This is a genomic window from Thermaurantiacus tibetensis, assembly GCF_015354055.1.
In the GTDB taxonomy this organism is placed as follows: domain Bacteria; phylum Pseudomonadota; class Alphaproteobacteria; order Sphingomonadales; family Sphingomonadaceae; genus Thermaurantiacus; species Thermaurantiacus tibetensis.
Window position 1 is genome coordinate 585208 of record NZ_JACHTM010000002.1, and the last position, 18237, is coordinate 603444.

Genomic DNA, 18237 nt, shown 5'->3' on the forward strand with positions numbered 1-18237 from the left:
CCTATGGCCGCGCCCGGGGCCGCTTGCCAAGCCTCAGCTGCCGGTGAGCCATGCCTCGGCGGCACGGGCGATGCCCTCGCCGAGCAGGCGCTGGCCCTCGCGCGAGAAGAGGAAGGCCGAATCCTCGGCGTTGGAGAGATAGCCGCACTCGAGGAGGACGGCGGGGACGCCGAGGTTGCGCAGCACCCGGAAGCCGGCGAAGCGGTGGAACTGGCTACGGAAGCGGATGCCCATGGGCTCCATGCGCTGCTGGAGCGCCTGGGCGAAGTCGGCACTTGCGTTCATCGAATCGCGAAGCGCAAGGTCGATGAGGACGCCCTGCGCCTCGCCATCAACGGCAGAGAGGTCGCGCCCGGCGATCGCATCCGCGCGGTTCTCCTTGGCGGCAAGCCGCGCCGCCTCGCGGTCCGAGGCCGTCTCCGAGAGGGTGTAGACGCTGGCGCCGCGTGCCTCGGGGTTGGGCGCGCTGTCGGCATGGATGGAGATGAAGAGCGAGGCGCCCCAGGCGCGGGCGAGCGCGACGCGTTCGCCGAGCGTCAGGAAGCGGTCGTCGCTGCGGGTCAGGCGCACCTCGACCCTCCCTGAGCGTTCCAGCACGCGGGCTGCTGCCCGGGCAACGGCCAGCGTCACGTCCTTCTCATGACCGCCGGTCACGCTGATGGCGCCCACGTCGCGGCCGCCGTGGCCCGGGTCGAGGACGACGACAGGACGGCGGGCTGCCCGGCGGACGGCTTCGGCCGGCACCGCGGCCGGGGTGGCGGGCGGGCCGGCGCTGCCGTCGAGGAGCGCGGCGATCTCGGCAAGCGGCCCGGGCTCGGGCCGGGCGAGGGCAAGCGTGGCGCGCCCCTGCCGGACCGCGGCGGCGAATGCCGCGGCGTCGGTTGCGGCCACATCGAGCTCGAGAACGGTGCTGCCCGAAGGACCGGGAACGAACCGGGCGCCGGCAAGCCGCAAGGGGCCGGCGCCCTCCACCACCAGCCGGACGGTCTGGGCGTCGAACTGGGCGACGCGCGCTGCCCGCACCGGTCCGGTGCCGGGGGCCTCCCGCCGGTCGGCCCGCGCGCCGGCAATGTCGACGACGAGGCGCTCGGGGCTGGTCAGGTGGAACCGTGTCACCTCGCCCGCCGGCGCGCGCCCCAGCCCGAGGCGCACCCGGGCACCCTCGGCCGTTGCCTCGACCGCCAGCGACCGGGCCACGGCGACGGGCTGCGCCACGGCGCCGACGGCACCAAGCAGGAGCAGCACGACGAGCAGGATCCGGCCGGGCATCGGTCAGCGCCCATGCCACCGCCGGCATGAACGCTCAAACAGCGGCTTCGCGACGCCCCTCGGAATCGTAGCGCAGTCCTGGCGGCACCTCGACCTCGGGCGGATGGTCCCACGCGCGTGCATCGGCCGGCCGCTCGTTCATGCGCATCACGAAGGCGAGGATGGTGGCGACTGCGACGTAGAGATCGGCGCGGATGGCCTGGCCAACGCGGCCGGTGAAGTAGAGGGCGCGGGCGACGGCGGGGTAGGCAAGTGTCACCACCCCGAGTTCCTGGGCGAGGGCGCGGATGGCAAGTGCCACCGGGCCGCGCCCGCGGGCGACGATGACCGGAGCGGCATCCTCGCCCGGGCGGTAGCGCAGCGCAACCGCGAAGTGGCTGGGGTTCACGAGGACGACCGAGGCCTCGGCGACGGCCTTGCGGTTGGCGGCCTTCAGCACTTGCGCCTGCATCCGCCGCAAAGCCGCCTTCACCTCGGGCCGGCCCTCGGTTTGCTTCATCTCGTCCTTGAGCTCCTGACGTGTCATGCGGAGCTTCCGCAGCCACTGCAGGAACTGGACGGGGAGGTCCCCGCCGGCGATCACGACGAGCCCGGCGGCCAGAGTCAGGAAGAGGAGCGCGGCGCGATCGGCAAGCGCCGGCATGGCCGCCTCGAGCGGCACGGCGGAAAGCCCGAGGAGCAGGCCGCGGGCGTTCCAGAGGAAGGCCGCGCCGACGCCAAGGAGGAGGGCGGCCTTGGCGAGCGACTTCACGAGCTCGATCGCGCCCTGGCGGCCGAAGATCCGCGCCAAGCCCTTGAGCGGGTCGAGCCGTTCCGGCTTGGGCACGAGCAGCTTCGCGGAGAAGACGAGCCCGCCGGTGACGGCCCGGCCGGCGACAACGGCCACGATCACCATCAGGGCCAGGGCGGCGAGCGGGATGGCGATGGCGCCCAGGAGGCCGAGGAGCGTGGCGACCGGGTTCCAGCCGACGAGATCGTCGTGGCCGAAGGCGAGCGCGTGGGCGCCGGCGTCACGGAAGCGGCCGGAGAGCGACTCTCCGAACAGGAAGAGCCACAGGGCACCGGCCACGCCGCTCAAGGCAGTGCCAAGCTCGCGCGAGGCGAGCAGGTCCCCCTCGCGGCGCGCCTCCTCCTTCCGCCGCTGGGTCGGCGCCTCGGTCTTTTCGTCCTTGTCGGGCTGCTCAGCCAAGGAGCACCGCCCGGAGCATTGTCTGGAGGTCGAGGAGGGTGTTGCCGAGCGCGGTCGCCATGCCGGGAAGGGCAAGCGGCAGGGCGACGATGCCACCCGCGAGCATGAGCGGAAAGCCCACGGCGAAGAGGTTGAGCTGGGGGGCTGACTTGGCGGCAACGGCGATGACGAGGTTGACGAGGAGGAGGGCGCCGCCCATCGGCAGCGCCGCGACGAGACCGCTCGCGAGGGCGAACCCGCCCCAGCCGATGATGGCGGACAGGCGCTCGGGCTCGAGGAGCGCGCCGGCCGAGGGCATGGCGCGGTAGCTCTCGACCACCACCTCGATGACGAGAAGGTGGCCGCCGGCGGCGAGGAAGAGGGTCCAGGCCAGAAGCAGGAAGAGCGCGCCGAGCACCGACATGGGCCCGGCGGTCGGGTTCACCACCATGGCAAAGCCGAGGCCCATGGACTGGGCGATCCATTCGCCGGCGACCAGTGCCGCGGCGAAGGCGGCATGGAGGGCAAGCGCGATGGCAAGGCCGATGAGAAGCTCGCCGGCCGCGCCGAGGAGCCCGGCGGGGCCGAGGAGGTCGGCGGGCGGCCGGGGTGGTTCGGGCCCGGCGAGCAGGAAGGCGCCGACCGCAGCCGCAAGGCCCACCCGGACCTGGACGGGGATCGACTGACCGCCGAGCGAGGGGAGAAGGGCGAGCGCCCCGCCGGCGCGGAGCGAGCACCAGAGCAGGCCGACGAGATAGGCTTCCGGGTCGGCGACGGCGCGCGAAAGGTCGGGCGAGAGCATCGTGTCAGCGGACGAGCGCGGGGATCGCCTCGATCGCCTCGCGGGTGAAGTCGACGAGGAGGCCGCCGATCAGCCCGCCGAACAGGACGAGCACGAGGAAGACCCCGACGAGCTTGGGGACGAAGGAGAGGGTGGCCTCGTTGATGGAGGTTGCGGCCTGCACGAGGCCGATGACGAGCCCGATGGCCAGCGCGGCGCCGAGCGGCGGAAGCGCGGCAAGGGTCAGCACCAGAAGGCCGCGGCGCGCGAGGTCGTAGAGGAGGTCCTCGCCCATGCGGCTTACCCGCCGGCGAAGCTTGCCGCGAGCGAGGCCATCACCAGGCTCCAGCCGTCGACCGCAACGAAGAGCATGAGCTTGAAGGGGAGAGCGATCATGACGGGGGAGACCATCATCATGCCGAGCGCCATGAGGACGCTTGCGACCACGAGGTCGATGACGAGGAAGGGCAGGAAGAGCAGGACGCCGATCTGGAAGGCGGTCTTGAGCTCGGAGGTGGCGAAGGCCGGCAGGAGCACCCGCATCGGCACCTCGTCGGGCTTCGCGAAGGGGCCGGCGCCGGCCATGTCGGCGAAGAGCTTGAGGTCGGTCGCCCGCGTGTTGGCCATCATGAAGCCGTGCAGCACGTCGCCGGCGCGGGCGATGGCGACCTCGGCCGGAATGCGGTCCGCTGCCCAGGGCTGCACAGCCTCGGCGTTGATGGCCGAAAGCGAAGGCTGCATCACGAAGAAGGTCATGAAGAGGGCGAGCCCCACGAGGAGCTGGTTGGGCGGGGCCTGCTGCAGCCCGAGCGCCTGCCTGAGGATGGCCAGCACGATGATGATGCGCAGGAAGGCGGTCATCATGAGCATGATCGACGGCAGCACCGTGAGCAGGCTCATGAGGAGCAGCACCTGGAGCGAGAGCGACAGGGCGCCCCGATCCCCGCCGGCCTCGGCCAGCGCCTTCAGCCCGCCGAACAGGGTGCCCTCGGCCTCGGCCGGGGCGATGCCCTGCGCCCGGGCGGCCCCGGCCGCGAACAGCGCGGCAACGCCAAGCGCGAGCACCGCGAGGTGGCGCAGCGGGCGGGCGGACGAGGCGAGGCGGCCGGTCATGCCGCCGCTCCGCTGCGGACCGGCCGGAGGAGGGGCTCGGCGACGGCTTCGGTCGGTGCCGGCTCGGAGCCGAGCACCGTGACGCCCTGGGGCGAGACAGCAAGGAGATGGTCGCGCCCGGCGTGGCGCAGCAGCACGACGCGGACGCCCGGCTGGAGCATGCGGCTGGCCACGATGTCGAGCCGGGAACCGCAGGGCTCGGCCGAGGCGCCGCCGCGCCCGGCGCCAGCCGCTCGCCAGCGGGCCGCAAGCTCGGCGGGAAGCGGCAGCCAGCCGCGGCGCATGAGGAGAAGGGCGCCGACGGCAAGACCAAGCACGAGCGGCAGGGCGACGAGAAGCCGCAGGAGGAAGTCGGCGATCACGGCAGGTCTCCGGAGTCGACGAGTTCGGTGAGCCGAACGCCGAAGCGGTCGCCGATGGCGACGATCTCGCCTTTCGCGAACGGCTTGCCGTTGACGAGGACGTCGACGGGTGCGTCGGCCATGCGGTCGAGCGCGACGAGTTCGCCCGGCTCGATGGAGACGAGATCGGCGAGGGTGAGCCGGGTGCGGCCGACCTCGACGGCAACCGTCACCTCGATCTTCGCAAGCGGCACGGGAATGCCGAGGAGCCGCGCCGCAGCGGCCGGGTCGGCCCGGCGGGTGCCCGGACGGGCCGCGCCTGACGGCGCACCGCACGCACCTTCTGCATCGACCCCGCGCCCGGTCTCCCGCGCATCCGCACCACGCCCGGCCGGAGCCCCGGGGAGAGCGAACGGATCGGCTGCCGGAACTTCGGGTTCGGCTGGGCCGGGCGCGGCGCTTTCGCTCCCTTCGTCGAGGTGTTCGAGGTTGGGCGTCTGGCGAGCATCGTTTCCCGGCTCGCCTGCAGCCGCGCGTTGGCGCGGTGCGGACGCGGCCGCATCGGCAAGGTCCTCGAGTGGATCGGCCTCGGGGTCGAAGGCGATCTCGAGCCCCTGGCGCTTGCCCGGCCGGACCGGCCTTGCCTTTTCGGGCGACATCCGCCCTGGGGTCATCTGGTTCATTGGCCGGTCTCCTCGGCGGATCCGGCGGCGCGGCCGGGCAGCGGCAGCGGCTCGCCCTCCACGGTGAGGCCGAGCGAGGCGGGCGGCGCGATGGGAAGGATGCTGCCCGGCTTCAGCGCCAGCACCTCGGCGAGCGGCAGCCGCAGCTCGGCAACGCGCACGCCGACGGCCATCTCGACGCTGCGGGCAAGCCGCATGGCCCGCGCGCGCCATTCGGCGGAATCGGGCGTCGCGGGCTGGCGGGCGGCGGCATCGGCCCGAGCGGCCGCGGGGGGCTCCGCAGCCTGCCCGTCGACGCCGGCAGAGGGCGCCGCCGTGTTCGGGGCGGGGACCGGCGACAGTGCGAGGCTGCCGGGCCGGCCAGCAACCAGGAGATCGAACCACAGGTGCGGGACGCTGCGGTCCGCGGGCTCGGCGAGGATGCGGGGCGGGGGCACGGCCGCCCCGGTCGGTCGCGTTCCGGAGGCCGCGAGCCCGGCTGCCATGGCCTGGCTGATGAGGCGGCCGGCCGCGACCCAGGTGCCGCTCGACGGCGGCAGGCGAAGGATTGTGGCCCGGTGCGGGCTCATCGACGGCGTGCCGCCGAACATCGCCTCGACCATGGCCTCGAGTGCATCCTGGTCGAGGAGGATGCGCATGGACTGCCCAGCGAGCGGAAGGCGAACGATTTCGACGAGGTCCGGGCATTCCTCCGGCCAGCCCCTGGCCCGGAGCGAGACCCTGGCGCCGATGAGCCGCGTGAGGTCTGGCGCGACGGACCCGATGAAGGCCGGAAGATCGACGGTGCCCGGCGGGAGGGTCGGCGGAGGCGGTGGCGGCGGCGGCGCGGACGCGGGTTCGGCCCTCGCCGGCCGCCAGCGGAGCGCGGACCGGGCCTCTGCCATCACTGCACCACGAAGCTCGTCAGGAAGACGTCGTCGATGCCGGCCGCGCCCGACTTTCGCATGAGGACGTCGTTGATGGCCATGCGGATGCGCGTGGCCAGCCGGTCGCGGCCACCTGGCGCCTCGAGGTCCTCGCTCGTCGTGTCGGCGAGGACGGCGAGCGTTGCGGCGACGATGGCCACCTTGTGCTGCTCGACCGCCTTGGCGACGGGATCGCCGCCGTGGGTCGACATGGCGATCTTGATCTGGATGTAGCGGCCGCTGCCCTTGAGGTTGGCGGTGAAGCTGTTGTCCAGCTCGATGTAGCTGAGCGGCGCATGCTTCACCTTGCGCGGCTTGGGTGCGGCACCCTCCCCCTCGCCCTCCCCGGCGGTGGAGGGGAAGAGGTCGGGGAAGAGCGTGGGCGCGACGAGCATGCCGCCGGCGCCGAGACCGAGGCCGAGGACGAGGAGCAGGAGCGGCAGGAGGAGCCGCTTGAGGAGCCCCGGCTTCTTGGCCGGGGGTGCGGGAGCGTCCTCGGTGATGGTGAGCGCCTCAGCCATGGCGGGCGGCTCCGTCAGCGAAACGGCGCGCGGACGCGGCTGCACGTGCCTCATGCATAGCGGTCAACCTTTCCCCCGTCGGCCCGGCGGAGCTGGCCTGCCCCGCGCGCCGGATGCTCGCCCGGGACATCGGGCTGCCGGAGCGCTGCCGGCTTCTGCGGCGGCGCCGGCTCCCAGGGTGCTCCACCACCCTGCCCCGGGCCGGGATGCTGCCCGCCGGCCGCATCCCCACGCCCATCTGGGTTAACGCGGGGGGCGAGGTCCACGCGGATTGCCTCCACTCTGGCGCCAGCGGCGGAGAGGTCGGCTGCGAGCTGGCCGGTTTCGCGCTCGAGGAGGTCGCGGCTGGCCGCCGAGGCAGCGGCAAGGGTGACGAGGAGGCGGTCGGAACTGCCCACGGCAAGCCGCGCCCCCACCACATGCCCCGAAGGCGGCGCAGTTTCGGCCGCTTCGGCGGGAGAGTCGGGCAAGGAGAAGGACGCGGGGTCTTCGGGTGGGCTGTCGGTCCATTCCGGACCTGTCTGACCTGTCTGCAAGCCTTGCGAACCGGGGGATGGGGCGGGGGCGAGGGGAAGCGGCACGGGCGCCAGGAGGCGCGCCGGGCCTGCCGACTCGGCAAGCGCAGGGGCGGGGGCGGCCGCGCCCGCGGGTCGCAGCGACCGGCTGGCAGCCGCGTCCGCACCCTTCGCGGGACGGTCGGGGCGGGGAGGATCGACAGTGATGGCGAACGGCGGGCCCGGCGAGGCAGGCTGGGGCGAAGGCCGAGGCGACGGCGCGGCCAACGGTGCCGCAGCCGAGGGCGCCGGACGCGCAGGCGCGGGGTCGAGGGCGGCCGCGGCCGAGATCTGCGGCAGCGGCGGCGCCGCTCCGCCTGGCCCGGCGGGCGGCTCGGCGGCCGACACCGCGGGGCCGGAGGCGGGCATGTGCGCGGGCAACTCCCCCGATGCGGCGGGAGACGCCTCGAGGACGTCCGCCCCCGTGCCCGGTGCGCCGCCAGGCGGAAGCTCGGCGGAGGGAGACGGGGCAACGGCAGGCTCTGCCGAGACGGCGATCAGGGCGGCGAGCGGCGAAGGGAGCTGCGCCTCGGCGGAGACATCGGAGCCCTGCCCGAGGCTGCGCCGGCGCGCGGCACTTGGCGCCGTTGCGGCGACCTCGGCCGCCTCAGCGTCGGCAGTGGCAAGCAGCAGGTCGAATCCATCGTCGGGCTCGGGGCCGGAGTCCGGAGTTCCGGCGGGGAAGCGCGGGAGGTCGGGCGGAAGGACCGGGATCATGGGGCGGGCTCCGGGGCGCGGGCGCAGGAGGGACGGGGAGAATCGGCCGCGTCGGCGGCTTCGCGTTCGGCAAGCGCCTCGGCGTGCACGCGGCGTTCGGCGCGGCGGGCTGAGTCCGCCCGGGCGCGGGCTGCAGCGGCGGCACGTGCCTGGGCGTCGGCTGCGACCGCCGCGTCGCGACGGCGCGCCTCGGCATCGACGAGGACGGGCGCGAGGAGCGCGCGAAGCGCAGCACCGGCGGCGAGCGTGGCGGCCGGGACCGCCCCGGCGGGCGGCCCGGCGGTGGTGACGAGAGCCCGAGCCCGCTGCGCGAGCGCCTCGGCCTGGCCTGCGGCCACCAGCCGGGCGGCGAGAAGGCGGGCGGCGGCCTCCGCCTCCCGCGCGCGGAGCGCGGCAAGGCGCCCGGCCCGCCGTTGCCGGAGGCGCGCCGTCATGGCGCCTCTCCTGCCGGCTCGCCCCAGGTGGCGAGGAGCCGGGCAAGCGTCGTCTCCATGGGTTCGGGCGTGCCGGGCGGCTGGGTAAGGAACTGCTCGATGAGCGACGCGCGGGCCATGGCGCGGTCGAGCACCGGGTCCTGGCCGGCGGCGTAGGCGCCCATGGCGACGAGGTCGCGGTTGGCCTCGACTAGGGCTGCGTCGCGCTGGAAGGCCGCGGCCGCGGCGCGGTGCGCCGGGTCGACGCAGGCGGCCATGGTGCGGCTCACGGAGGCCGAGGTGTCGATGGCGGGGAAGCGGCCGCGGGCGGCGAGCTCGCGGGTGAGGACGATGTGGCCGTCGAGCACGCCGCGGGCGGCATCGACCACGGGGTCGGCCACAAGGTCGTCACCGTCGGCCAGCACGGTGAAGACGGCGGTGATGGCGCCGCCGCTCCGGCGGTCGCAGCCGGCCCGCTCGACGAGCCGGGGAATGAGGCCCAGCGCCGAGGCGGGGTAGCCGCGCTGGCCGGGCGGCTCGCCGGCGGCAAGGCCCACCTCGCGCTGGGCGTGGGCCACGCGGGTCAGGCTGTCCATGACGAGAAGGACGTGCGCGCCCTGGCCACGGAAGCCTTCGGCAACCGCGAGCGCCCGGCGCGCGCCGCGGACGCGCAAGGGGGCGGCCTCATCCGCCGGCACGGCAATGACATGGACGCGGGACGCCTCGCCGAGACCGGCGACGAACCCCGAGATCTCCCGGCCGCGCTCGCCGACGAGGGCGACCACGGTCACGTCGGCGCGCACGCCGCGGACGAGATCCTGCATGAGGGTGGACTTGCCCACCCCGGTTCCAGCGATGAGGCCGATGCGCTGGCCGCGGCCGAGGGTGAGGAGGGCGTCGATCGCCCGCACGCCCGTGGGCACGGCTTCGCGCACCTCGGCGCGGTCGAGGGGCGCGACCGGCCGGCCGTCGAGCGGAACCGAGGCGGCGGCGCGGATCGGGCCGGCGGAGTCGACCGGCCGGCCCATCGCATCGACGACGCGGCCAAGGAGCTCGGGGCCCAGGGCGACGCGGTCGGCCCGGCCCACCCGGCGGGCTCGGGCGCCGGGCCGCACCGAGCCGCGGGCAAGCGCCATCGCAAGAAGGGCATCGCGGCGGAAGCCGATGACCTCGGCAGGAAGCGGCGGGCCTTCCGCCTCCACTTCGAGAAGCACGCCGGGCCCGTCGGCCAGGCCCTCGACCGTGAGCAGCAGGCCATCGAAGGCGGTGACGACGCCGGACTCGACGGGCGGGAAGACCAGGCCGGCGGCGGCATCCTTCAGAACGGCGGCGGCCACGGCCGCCCGCGCGGCGGCCGCATGAGCGCGCGGGAGAAGCTCGACGCTCATGCGCGGCCTGCGAGCTCGCCGGCGGCGTGGGCGAGGCGCTCGGCAAGGCTGGCGAGGATCTGGCGGCTGCCGAGCTCCGCCCTGACCTCGTGCCGATCGAGCGTCGGGTCGCCGAGGAGGACCCAGCCGGGGGGCTCGGCCCCGGCGAGGTGGGGCAGGGCCTCGGGGTGGAGATGAAGGCGGCCGCGCGCCTCGGCGGGGGCTGCGGCCAGCACGTCGGCGACGAGGCGGCGGACCAGCTCCGGCCGCACCGCCGGCTCGCCGGCGAGCACGGCCCGAGCGACCGCGAGTGCCGTCTCGGCCAGCGCATCGGTGAGCGAGTCGAGAAGCGCCGCAGCGGCCGCGTCGGCGGCCGCGCGCTCAAGGCGATGACGTTCCTCGGCGGCCGCCAGCGCCGCCTCCGCCTCGGCGCGGGCGGCCGCTACGCCGGCCTCGAACCCGTCGCGGAAGAGGGCCTCCGGGTCGGGCGGAGGCGGGGGCGGAGGCTCGGCCGGGGGCGCGTCCCCGCCAAGGAAGAGCCGGAGCGGCACCGGCCGCACGGGCGGGCCGGCCTCAGACATAGGCCGGGCCCTTGCCGGGGAGGCTGATCACGCCGTCCGCGGAGAGGCGGCGCGCGGCAGCGGCAATGGCCTTCTTGGCGGCCTCGGCGTCCTCCACCCGGACCGGGCCGCGGTTGGCGATCTCGTCCTCGAGCGCCTGGGCGGCGCGCGCCGGCATCGCCTTCAGGATCCGGCTCTTCAGCGCCTCGCTCGCGGCGCGGATGGCGGGCACGAGCACGTCGGCCTCGACGTTGCGGATGACGGTCTGGAGCGCCTTGTCGTCGAGCCGGTCGAGATCCTCGAAGGTGAAGAGGGTCTCGGCGAGGATGTCGGCGGCATCCGGGTCGGCCTCGCCCAGCGCGGCGAGCGCCAGCTCCTCGTCGAGACCGGAGAGGTTGATGAGGTCGGCGGCCCGCTTCATCCCGCCGAGGTCGGTGATGGGCTGGCGCGGTGGGGAGGCGGCAAGCCGGGCGGAAAGGGCGTCGTCGAGGGCGTCGACCACGTGCTGGCTGACTGGCCCCATGGTGGCGACCCGGCGCACGAGGTCGGGCTGGAGCTCGGCGGGAAGCTGGGCAAGCACGCGCGCCGCCCGCTCGGGCGGAAGGTGGGCAAGCACGAGCGCCTGGGCCTGCGGATGCTCCGTCTCGAGCACGGTCGCGATGGCGAAGGGCTCGATCCAGCCGAGCCGGGCGAAGGCCTGGGGGCGTGCCTTTTCGCCGAGCCGGTCGATCATGCCGCCGGCGCGGTCGTCGCCAAGGGCCTTGCCGAAAAGCTGGCGGACGGTCTGAGGACCCTCGCCGAGCGCGACCGTCTCATCCGCGATGGCCAGCACTTCGTCGAGCAGGCGGTCGACGGTGGCGGGGTTCGCTTCCGCGACATCGAGCATGGCCCTGCCGACCGCCTCGACTTCCGCGGGCTCGAGGCGGGCGAGGAGGGCTGCCGCCTGGTCCTCCTCGAGGAGCAGGAGAAGAAGGGCGGTCTTCTGCGCGCCGGTGAGCTTCGCCGGCTCGGCGAGGCTGAGGGTGGGGCCGGGGAGCTGCGGCACGGCTCAGACATCCTCCTCGGCCAGGAGCCGCCTTGCGACGGCGGTGGCCCGGGCAGCGTCGGTCGAGGCAAGGAGCCGGGCCTCGGTCAGCTTCGCGGAATAGTCGATCACCCGGGGCTCGAGCCGGATGGCGGTCTCGACCGGCCTGGGGCGCTGGGGCGCGGGGGCCTCCCTCGGCCACTTCGCAAGCAGCGGCCGCACGACGAAGAGGAGGATGGCGACGGCAACGAGCGCGGCGGCAAGCCACTTCGCGCCCTCGATCACCAGCGGCTCGCGCCAGACGGGCACCGTCTCGACCGCGGGCGGGGCGAAGGGGCGGGCGACGACCGTGACGCGGTCCCCGCGCGCCTGGTCGTAGCCGATGGCGCCCTGGACGAGGGCCTCCATCTGCCGCAGCATCGCAGCGCGCTGCGCAGGCGGCCCGAGCGCATCGTCGCGGATGACGACGGCCGCCGTCATGCGACGGATGGTACCGCCCGCGTTCGCCATCACCTCGACCGAGCGGCCGAGCTCGTAGTTGCGGGTGGCGGATTCGCTGCGGGTGGTGGACTCGGTCGGCCCCGTCGCGGGCGGCGGGGCCTGGGCCGTCATCTGGGGCGCGGCCGGCGTGGTGTTGGTGAGCGCGCCGGGGATGCCGATGGCGCGCGGCTCGGTCGCCGTCGAGGAGGAGAGGGATTCCGAGCGGAGCGCGCCGTCCCGGTCGAAGCGCTCGGTCGCCGCCTCGCGGGTGGAGAGGTCGAGCTCGATCGCGACCTCGGCGGTCAGCGCCTCGGGCCCGACGATGGGGCCGAGAAGGGCGAGGATGGCGTCGCGCGCGCGCTGCTCCATGCGCAGCTGGAGCTCGAGGCGCCGGGCAAGCGCGGTCTGGCTGGCGCTCCCCGGGCCGCCGGCGAGCAGGCGGCCGGTCTGATCGGCGATTGCGACCGAGTCGGCGGCAAGCCCGGGCACCGCCCCGGCGACCAGATGGGCGATGGCCCGGGTCTCCTCGGCGGACAGCGAGCGCCCGCGCGCGAGCGTCACGGTCACCGAAGCCTTGGGCTCGGGCCGCTCACGCACGAAGGGCGAGGGCTCGGGCACGGCGAGAATGACGCGCGCGCGCTCGACGCCGTCGAGCGTCTCGATCGCGCGGGCGAGCTCCTGCTCGCCGGCCTTGCGGATCTTCGCCGCCTCGACCGCGCGCGACGTGCCGAGCGGCATGTCACCCAGCATGTCGAGCGCGCCGGGCGCCGCCTTGGGCAGGCCTTCCGCGGCAAGCAGCATCCGCGCCCGGGCGTGGTCCTGCGGCGGCAGGAGGACGGCGCCGCTCTTCGGATCGAGCGCGACGTCGAGGCCGTTCGCCTCGAGGGCCGCGAAGACCGCGGCCTTGTCGGCATCGGGCAGGTTGCGGAAGAGGGCCGTGCGCTCGGCAGGCGCGAACAGCAGCCAGAGCATGGCGGCAAGCACGAGGGCCGCCACGCCGAGCGCAGGCAGAAGCGCGCGGGAGAGGAGCGGGTTCTCGCGCAGCCGGGCGAGCGGGCCGGCGAGGAAGGCCGGCAGCCGGGTGGCGCGTGGCGCCTCCGCGCCGTCGGCGCCGGGGGCAAGGGCGGGAACGGGATCGGCCACGGGCGCCCCCTCAGACCGGCATGTTCATGATGTCGCGGTAGGCGCCGAGCAGGCGGTTGCGCGCCTGGAGCGTCGCCTCGAAGGCGATGGAGGCCTTCTGCCGGGCGAGCATCACCTCGGCGAGATCGTGGGTCTCGCCGCGCTCGAAGGCAGCGGTCTTCGCCTCGCTTGCCTTCTGGAGGCGGTTCACGGCTGCAAGCGCGTCGGCGAAGCTCGCGCTGCCGCTCTCGGAGGGCGCGCTCGCGGAGGCCGCAAGCGTTGCCTTGCCGAGAGTCTGGCTGCGCTCGAGGAGCTGGGCGCGCAGTGCCAGCACGCCGGAAAGGCCGAGCCGGGCGTCGATCGCGCTCATTGGAGCGTGTCTCCGCCGCGGGTGCTGCCGCCGGCGGCCCGCCGCCGGCCGTCGCCCGGCGTGCGCGGCCGCCCGGCGAGGGCGGCGAGCTTGTAGCGCAGGGTGCGCTCGCTGATGCCGAGGCGGGCGGCCGCCAGCCCCTTGCGGCCGCCGGTGGCGGCGATCGCCTCGCGGATGGCCTCGGCCTCGCGCAGGCGGACGGCGAGGATGAGGCCGCCGGCGCTCTCGGGATCGTGGGCGGCGCCGACGGGCGCGACGGCCGGGGACGGCAGCCCGAGGTCGAGCCGGCCGATGGGTGCAGCGCCGGCGACGATCGCCGCGCGCTGGAGGCGGTTGTCGAGCTCGCGGGCGTTGCCGGGGAAGCCATGGTCGAGGAGCGCCTCGAGCGCGCCGTCGTCGGGCACGGGGAGCGGCCGGCCCTCGGCACGGGCGAAGCGCAGGAGGAAGCTTGCGGCGAGCGGCAGGATGTCGGCCGGGCGCTCGGCAAGCGGCCGCGTGCGCAGCGGGAAGACGGCAAGCCGCCAGTAGAGATCCTCGCGGAACCGGCCTTCCGCGACCGCGGCGGCCAAGTCGCGGTTGGTGGCCGCGACGAGGCGGACGTCGACGGGGACGGGGCGGACGGCACCGATCGCGAGCACCTCGCGCTCCTGGATGACGCGGAGCAGCTTGGCCTGGAGTGGGAGCGGCAGCTCGCCGAGCTCGTCGAGGAAGAGGGTGCCGCCGTCAGCCGCGCGGACGAGGCCGATGGAGGCACCCGCCGCCCCGGTGAAGGCCCCCTTCTCGTGGCCGAAGAGGAGCGCCTCGAGCATCGTCTCGGGGAGGGCGGCGCAGTTGACGGCAACGAACGGGCCGGTGGCGCGGGCGCTGGCCGCGTGGACGGCGCGGGCGACGAGCTCCTTGCCGGTGCCCGACGGGCCCTCGATGAGCACGCTCACCTGGGTGGCGGCGGCGCGGGCGGCCTCGCGGAACAGGGCCTGGCTTGCCGGGTCTTCGGCGACAGGCGCATCCGGGGCGGCAAGCACGCGGGCAAGCACCGCGCGGAAGCGGCGCTGCAGCGGGCTGTCGGCCGGCCATGCGGGCGGGCTGACGCCGGCGCGCGCGAGCGCTTCGGCAAGCTGCGCGGGCGATGCCGGATCCGCGCCCAAGTCGGGGACGTCGGAGTGGCAGAGGCGGTCCAGGTTCGTCTCTTCCAAGGCGTTTCTCCCGGATCTTGCCGGGTTCCGCGCAACCCTTGCGGACCCCGGCCGTTACCGGGGCGGAGGGGTGCAAGTTCCGTGCCAACCCCCGGTCCCTCGGGCGGCAGGGCCCCGGGGGCCGCGGGCGGGCGGAAAGCCGTCAAGACGTTGACGGCGGAAGCGTCAGGAAATTGACGCTCCCGAGGCGGGAAAAGCCGGCCGGGGAGGGGCGGGCGGGGCGGCGCGGCAGCCAAGGGGACGAGCGGCGGGGCGGGGGCACAGCGGAACCAGCGCAGCGGCCGGCCATGCCATGCGGCGGCCAGGCCTGTTGGTGGCCGGCGCCCGCCATGCTACGCGCGCGCGATGCTGCAGCGGTCCTCCCCTGAACCCGCCCCTGCGCGCGGCGCACGCGTCAGCCGGCGCGGCTTCCTCATCGGCGCCGGGGCAACGCTCGGGGTTGCCATCGGCTTCCTCGTCTGGCCGCGCGACTGGGGCGCGCCGCCGCTGGCGCGGGACGGGGAGGTCGCGCTCAACGCCTGGGTGCGCGTCTCGCCCGAGGGCCGGGTGATCCTCGCCCTGCCGCAGGCCGAGATGGGCCAGGGCGCCTGGTCGGGCCTTGCCCAGATCCTCGCCGACGAGATGGGCGCCGACTGGCGGACGGTCGCCGTCGAGCCCGCGCCTCTCCACCCGGCCTATGCGCACGTCGGCATGGCGAAGCTGGGGACCGCCGGGCTGCCGCCGGTCATCCGCGACATCGCTGCCTTCGCCGGGGCCGAAGTGATCCGCCGGATGAACCTGCAGCTGACCGGCGGCAGCACCTCCATCCGCGGCTACCATGACATCCTGCGCGAGGCAGGCGCCGCAGCGCGCGCCATGCTCTGCGGCGCGGCGGCAAGAGCGTGGGGCGTGCCGGCGGATGCCGTCGACGCCCGGGACGGGTTCGTCATCCACAAGGCGAACCGCATGCCCTTTGCCGACGCAGTCCGCGTGGCGGACCCGGCAGATGCCGAGCATGCAACGCTTCGGCCGGAGGGAGAGCGGCGGCTGGTGGGCCGGCCGCTGCCGCGGCTTGACCTGCCGCCCAAGGTGGACGGCTCGGCGCGCTTCGGCGCCGACGTGCGCGTGCCCGGCATGGTCTTCGCCGCGATCGCCCACGGCCCCGCGGGCAACGGCCGGCTGGTGACGGTCAGGGGGCCCGAGGGCAGCCGGGCCATTCGCGGCGCGAACTGGGTGGCGACGACGGGAGCGACGACCTTCGAGGCGATGCGCGCGCTCGAACGGCTCGAGCCGGTGTGGGAGACCGACGGGGAGCCGGCCGGCGACTGGATTGCCGCCGCGCTCGAGGCGGCCGCCGCAGGCGACACCGGGGGCAAGCGGGTGGCGGGGGCGGACTCGGTGGAGGAGGCGCTTGGTGCGCGGCCGCTTGTTGCCGACTATGCCGTGCCCTTCCTCGCCCACGCCTGCATGGAGCCGATGGTCGCCACCTGCCGTATCGAGGAGGGGCGTGTCGAGCTCTGGGGGCCCACCCAGTCGCTCACGCTTGCCGTCATGGCCGTCGCCCGCGCGCTCGGCGTGCCCGAGGAGCAGGTCACCGTGCATCCGACGCTCTTGGGCGGCGGCTTCGGCCGGAAGGCCGAGGCCGATCACTTCGTCGAGGCCGCGCTCATCGCCAAGGCCATCGGCCGGCCGGTGCAGCTGCAGTGGAGCCGCGGGGAGGACTTCCAGGCCGACCGCTTCCGCCCTGCCGCAGCGGCGCGGCTGCGCGGCGCGCTTGGGCAGGACGGGCGCGTTGCGGCCCTCGACGTGCGGATCGCGGTGCCGAACCTCTCGGCGAGCTTCATGAGCCGCAACATGCCCCGCTTCGCCCCTGCGCCGGACTCGGCGAGCGCCCAGGCGATCGAGGGGGCGGAGACCATCCCTTACGCAACCGGCGCCTTCCGGGCCACCCACGTGCCGGTCGTGACCCCGGTGCCGCTCGGCTACTGGCGCTCGGTCGGCCACAGCTTCTCGGCCTTCTTCGTCGAGTGCTTCATGGACGAGCTGGCGGAGCGGGCAGGCAAGGACCCGGTGGCCTTCCGCCTCGCCCACCTCGAGGAGCGGCCGCGCCACGCCGCGGTGCTGCGCGCCGTCGCCGAGGACAGCCGGTTCCGCGAGCCCTCGCCGGAAGGCCTCGCCAAGGGCGTGGCGCTCCACGAGAGCTTCGGCTCCATCGTGGGCGTCGTCGTCGAGGCCGGCGTCGTCGACGGCGCGGTGCGCATCGCCCGGGTGTGGTCGGCGATCGACTGCGGACGGGCCATCAACCCGGATTCGGTGAAGGCGCAGGTGGAGGGCGGGGTGCTGCAGGGCCTGTGCGCGGCGCTCCACGGGCGGGTGGACTTCGAGGACGGCATGGCGGTCCAGCGCAACTTCGACACCCACCCCCTGCTGCGGCTTGCCGAAACGCCGGTCATGACCACCCGGATCATCGAAGGCGGCGGGCCGCTCGGCGGCGTGGGAGAGGCGGGCACGCCGCCGGCTGCGCCGGCCCTTGCGAACGCGCTCGCCCGGGCGACGGGGACCCGCGCGCGGAGACTGCCGCTTGCTGATGCAGACGCCTGAGCGGGGCAGCGACCCGCACCGGCCGGCGGACCATCCGCCCGTCTCGGTCGGCCGGGTCGGCGTGCTCCTCATCAATCTCGGGTCGCCTGAGGCGCCGACCGCTGCTGCCGTGCGGCCGTGGCTGCGCCAGTTCCTCTCGGACCCGCGGGTGGTCGAGCTCCCCCGCGCCATCTGGCTGCCGGTGCTCCACGGCTTCGTGCTGTTGAGCCGGCCGGCGCGGACGGCCGAGGCCTATGCCGCCATCTGGGACCGCGAGGCGGACGACAGCCCGCTTCGCGTCATCACCCGGGCGCAGGCCGAGGCGCTCGCCGCCCGGCTCGGCCCTGAGGTCCATGTCGACTTCGCCATGCGCTACGGCGCGCCGGCGATCGCCGAGCGGCTGCGGGCGATGCGCGAGGCCGGCTGCGACCGGATCCTCGTGGCCCCCCTCTACCCGCAGTACTCGAGCGCGACGACGGGAACGGCCCTCGAGGAGCTGTTCCGCCAGCTGGCCGGCGAGCGCTGGATGCCGGCGCTGCGCACGCTTCCCCCCTATTTCGACCACCCGGCGCACATTGCCGCACTTGCGCGGCTCGTCGGAGACCAGCTCGCCGCCCTGCCCTTCGTGCCCGAGCGGCTCGTCATGAGCTTCCACGGCATGCCGGTCTCGACCCTTCTCAAGGGGGACCCCTACCACTGCCAGTGCCGCAAGACGGCGCGCCTCCTCGGCGAGGCGCTCGGCATGGCCGACCGGGTGGAAGTGACCTTCCAGTCGCGCTTCGGGCCGGCCGAGTGGCTCCAGCCCTACACCGAGCCGCGCCTTCTCGAGCTTGCCGCCGCCGGCGTGCGGCGCGTGGCGGTCACCTGCCCGGGCTTCTCCGCCGACTGCCTCGAGACGCTCGAGGAAATCGCGATCGAGGCGCGCGCGGCGTTCCTTGCCGCGGGCGGAACCGACTATGCCTACCTCCCCTGCCTCAATGCGACGGAGACGGGCATGGAGATGCTGGAAGTGCTGGTGCGGCAGGAGCTTTCCGGCTGGCTCCAGCTTGAAGGGGTGACGGGCGCGGTCTAGGGTTCCTGCCGGGAGAGAGGGAGGA

At 74.8% G+C, this 18237-nt stretch carries 19 protein-coding genes; 2 read left to right on the forward strand and 17 right to left on the reverse strand.

Annotated elements, in window-relative coordinates:
* Positions 1-33: 33 nt before the first annotated feature.
* From H3H34_RS07375 to H3H34_RS07455, 17 genes are all read right to left on the reverse strand, one after another.
* A complete protein-coding gene (locus H3H34_RS07375) occupies positions 34-1269 on the reverse strand; it encodes an N-acetylmuramoyl-L-alanine amidase (protein WP_194744611.1) in 1236 nt (411 codons plus the stop codon).
* Positions 1270-1303: 34 nt separating this feature from the next.
* Positions 1304-2458, reverse strand: a complete 1155-nt coding sequence (locus H3H34_RS07380; RefSeq protein WP_194744612.1) for an EscU/YscU/HrcU family type III secretion system export apparatus switch protein — start codon at positions 2456-2458, stop codon at positions 1304-1306.
* Complete coding sequence (locus tag H3H34_RS07385) at positions 2451-3239, reverse strand: flagellar biosynthetic protein FliR (protein ID WP_194744613.1); 789 nt, start codon at positions 3237-3239, stop codon at positions 2451-2453. The genes H3H34_RS07380 and H3H34_RS07385 overlap by 8 nt, the downstream gene beginning before the upstream one ends.
* A gap of 4 nt (positions 3240-3243) precedes the next feature.
* On the reverse strand, positions 3244-3513 hold the full coding sequence (locus H3H34_RS07390; protein ID WP_194744614.1) for a flagellar biosynthetic protein FliQ: 270 nt from the start codon (positions 3511-3513) through the stop codon (positions 3244-3246).
* Between the two features lie 5 nt (positions 3514-3518).
* A complete protein-coding gene (fliP, locus tag H3H34_RS07395) occupies positions 3519-4331 on the reverse strand; it encodes a flagellar type III secretion system pore protein FliP (RefSeq protein WP_194744615.1) in 813 nt (270 codons plus the stop codon).
* A complete protein-coding gene (locus tag H3H34_RS07400) occupies positions 4328-4693 on the reverse strand; it encodes a flagellar biosynthetic protein FliO (RefSeq protein WP_194744616.1) in 366 nt (121 codons plus the stop codon). The genes fliP and H3H34_RS07400 overlap by 4 nt, the downstream gene beginning before the upstream one ends.
* The gene (locus H3H34_RS07405) at positions 4690-5355 is read right to left on the reverse strand and encodes a flagellar motor switch protein FliN (RefSeq protein ID WP_235945484.1); all 666 of its coding nucleotides are present in this window, start codon (positions 5353-5355) and stop codon (positions 4690-4692) included. The genes H3H34_RS07400 and H3H34_RS07405 overlap by 4 nt, the downstream gene beginning before the upstream one ends.
* Entirely contained in the window at positions 5352-6239 is an 888-nt protein-coding gene (locus H3H34_RS07410) for a FliM/FliN family flagellar motor switch protein (protein ID WP_194744617.1), read from the reverse strand. Before H3H34_RS07410 ends, H3H34_RS07405 begins: the two co-directional genes overlap by 4 nt.
* On the reverse strand, positions 6239-6781 hold the full coding sequence (locus tag H3H34_RS07415) for a flagellar basal body-associated FliL family protein (protein WP_194744618.1): 543 nt from the start codon (positions 6779-6781) through the stop codon (positions 6239-6241). The genes H3H34_RS07410 and H3H34_RS07415 overlap by 1 nt, the downstream gene beginning before the upstream one ends.
* 50 nt (positions 6782-6831) lie before the next feature.
* Positions 6832-7251, reverse strand: coding sequence for a hypothetical protein (locus H3H34_RS07420; protein ID WP_194744619.1), 420 nt, complete (start codon positions 7249-7251; stop codon positions 6832-6834).
* 797 nt (positions 7252-8048) lie between these two features.
* The gene (locus tag H3H34_RS07425; RefSeq protein WP_194744620.1) at positions 8049-8486 is read right to left on the reverse strand and encodes a hypothetical protein; all 438 of its coding nucleotides are present in this window, start codon (positions 8484-8486) and stop codon (positions 8049-8051) included.
* Positions 8483-9853, reverse strand: a complete 1371-nt coding sequence (locus H3H34_RS07430; RefSeq protein WP_194744621.1) for a FliI/YscN family ATPase — start codon at positions 9851-9853, stop codon at positions 8483-8485. The genes H3H34_RS07425 and H3H34_RS07430 overlap by 4 nt, the downstream gene beginning before the upstream one ends.
* Positions 9850-10413, reverse strand: a complete 564-nt coding sequence (locus tag H3H34_RS07435) for a FliH/SctL family protein (RefSeq protein ID WP_194744622.1) — start codon at positions 10411-10413, stop codon at positions 9850-9852. Before H3H34_RS07435 ends, H3H34_RS07430 begins: the two co-directional genes overlap by 4 nt.
* The gene (locus H3H34_RS07440; RefSeq protein ID WP_194744623.1) at positions 10406-11437 is read right to left on the reverse strand and encodes a flagellar motor switch protein FliG; all 1032 of its coding nucleotides are present in this window, start codon (positions 11435-11437) and stop codon (positions 10406-10408) included. Before H3H34_RS07440 ends, H3H34_RS07435 begins: the two co-directional genes overlap by 8 nt.
* Before the next feature lie 3 nt (positions 11438-11440).
* Positions 11441-13039, reverse strand: a complete 1599-nt coding sequence (gene fliF, locus H3H34_RS07445) for a flagellar basal-body MS-ring/collar protein FliF (protein WP_194744624.1) — start codon at positions 13037-13039, stop codon at positions 11441-11443.
* A 10-nt stretch (positions 13040-13049) separates the two neighbouring features.
* Positions 13050-13388 (reverse strand): flagellar hook-basal body complex protein FliE, encoded by a 339-nt coding sequence (fliE, locus tag H3H34_RS07450; RefSeq protein ID WP_194744625.1) that lies wholly within the window; start codon positions 13386-13388, stop codon positions 13050-13052.
* Complete coding sequence (locus tag H3H34_RS07455) at positions 13385-14581, reverse strand: sigma-54 interaction domain-containing protein (RefSeq protein ID WP_194744626.1); 1197 nt, start codon at positions 14579-14581, stop codon at positions 13385-13387. The genes fliE and H3H34_RS07455 overlap by 4 nt, the downstream gene beginning before the upstream one ends.
* A 345-nt stretch (positions 14582-14926) precedes the next feature.
* On the opposite strand from H3H34_RS07455, the gene H3H34_RS07460 reads away from it, so the two are divergent.
* Both H3H34_RS07460 and hemH read left to right on the forward strand, forming a co-directional pair.
* Positions 14927-17161, forward strand: coding sequence for a xanthine dehydrogenase family protein molybdopterin-binding subunit (locus H3H34_RS07460; RefSeq protein WP_194744627.1), 2235 nt, complete (start codon positions 14927-14929; stop codon positions 17159-17161).
* Entirely contained in the window at positions 17148-18212 is a 1065-nt protein-coding gene (hemH, locus tag H3H34_RS07465; RefSeq protein ID WP_194744628.1) for a ferrochelatase, read from the forward strand. Before H3H34_RS07460 ends, hemH begins: the two co-directional genes overlap by 14 nt.
* The last annotated feature ends 25 nt before the right edge of the window (positions 18213-18237 follow it).